The sequence below is a fragment of the Streptomyces sp. SP17BM10 genome (genome assembly GCF_036322405.1).
Lineage (GTDB): Bacteria > Actinomycetota > Actinomycetes > Streptomycetales > Streptomycetaceae > Kitasatospora.
This window is the reverse complement of sequence record NZ_JAQYXB010000374.1, coordinates 1-1410: the sequence shown is the minus strand read 5'-3', so window position 1 is coordinate 1410 and position 1410 is coordinate 1. Positions and strand designations below refer to the sequence as shown.

Sequence of the window (1410 nt, the reverse complement as noted above, 5' to 3'; positions counted from 1 at the left end):
CTCGGGGCGCTCGACGGGCCGCAGCGGCGGCCTCGGGGCCACCTCGCCGCGCCGGTCGAGCAGGGCGGTCAGGCCGGCCACGGTCGGCGCCTGGAACAGGTCGCGGATGCCCAGCTCCACCCCGAGCGCCGCCCGCACCCGGCTGACCAGCCGCGTCGCCAGCAGCGAGTGCCCGCCCAGGTCGAAGAAGTCGTCCTCCACCCCGACCCGCGGCCGTCCGAGCACCTGCTCGAACAGCCCGCACAGCACCTCCTCCCGCGCGTCCCGAGGCGCGCGCGTCACGTGCGCCTCCGCCTCGGGCGCCGGCAGGGCGCGGCGGTCCACCTTGCCGTTGCCCGTCAGCGGCAGCGCCTCCAGCACCACGACGGCCGACGGCACCGCGTACTCCGGCAGCGCCGACGCCACCTCCCTGCGCACGGCGGCGGCGTCCGGCGAGGTCCCGGCGGCCGGGACGACGTACGCCACGAGCCGGCGGTCCCCCGGACGGTCCTCCCGGACCACCGCGACGGCGGCCGAGACCTCGGCACAGCGTTCCAGCGCCGCCGACACCTCACCGAGCTCGATCCGGAAGCCGCGCACCTTCACCTGGTCGTCCGCCCGCCCCAGGAAGACGAGTTGGCCGTCCACGGTCCACCGCACCAGGTCCCCGGTGCGGTACATCCGCTCGCCCGGACCGCCGAACGGATCCGGCAGGAAGCGCGACGCCGTCAGCCCGGGGCGCCCGAGGTAGCCGCGCGCCACCTGCGCCCCGGACACGTACAGCTCGCCGATCACCCCGGCCGGCACCGGCCGCAGCCCCGAGTCCAGCACATAGGCGCGGGTGTTCGTCGTCGCCCGGCCCAGCACCGGCGACGGCGCGACGGCGAACCACGCCATCAGCGCGTCCACGGTGTTCTCCGTCGGGCCGTAGGTGTTCTGCCCGGTCCACCCCGGCGTCGCCAGCACGCGCTGCCAGAGCGACTCCGACACCGCCTCGCCGCCGACGTTCAGCATGCGCGCGAAGCCGGACTCCCCCTCCAGGAGCCCCTGTTCGACCAGTTCGGCCGCGTAGCCCGGGGTGGTGTCCAGGAACTCGACCCGGGCCCGTTCCAGGTGCTCCACCAGCCGGGCGGCGTCGCGGCGCGTCTCGTCGTCCAGCAGGTGCAGCTCGTGGCCGACGAACATGGCCAGCAGTGCCACCCAGCACGAGTCGAAGGCGAGCGGGGCCGTCGTCGCGACGCTCGCCCGCTCCCGGCCGGTGACGGCTAGCAGTTCGGCGTACGTCGTGACCTCGTAGTGGTGGCAGAGGTTGGCGAGGCTGCCGTGGTCGATCACGACGCCCTTGGGCCGCCCCGTCGAGCCCGAGGTGTAGATGACGTACGCCGCGTGCCGCGGAACCAGGGCCACCCCGAGATCGCCAGAACCCTGCCG

Annotated in this window: 1 protein-coding gene; it reads right to left on the bottom strand. The window is 75.2% G+C overall.

The genetic code is table 11. The features are described 5' to 3' along the window. The coding region (locus PUR71_RS02835) for a non-ribosomal peptide synthetase (RefSeq protein WP_329924695.1) at positions 1–1386 on the bottom strand (1386 nt) is incomplete at its 3' end. Between the last annotated feature and the right edge of the window lie 24 nt (positions 1387–1410).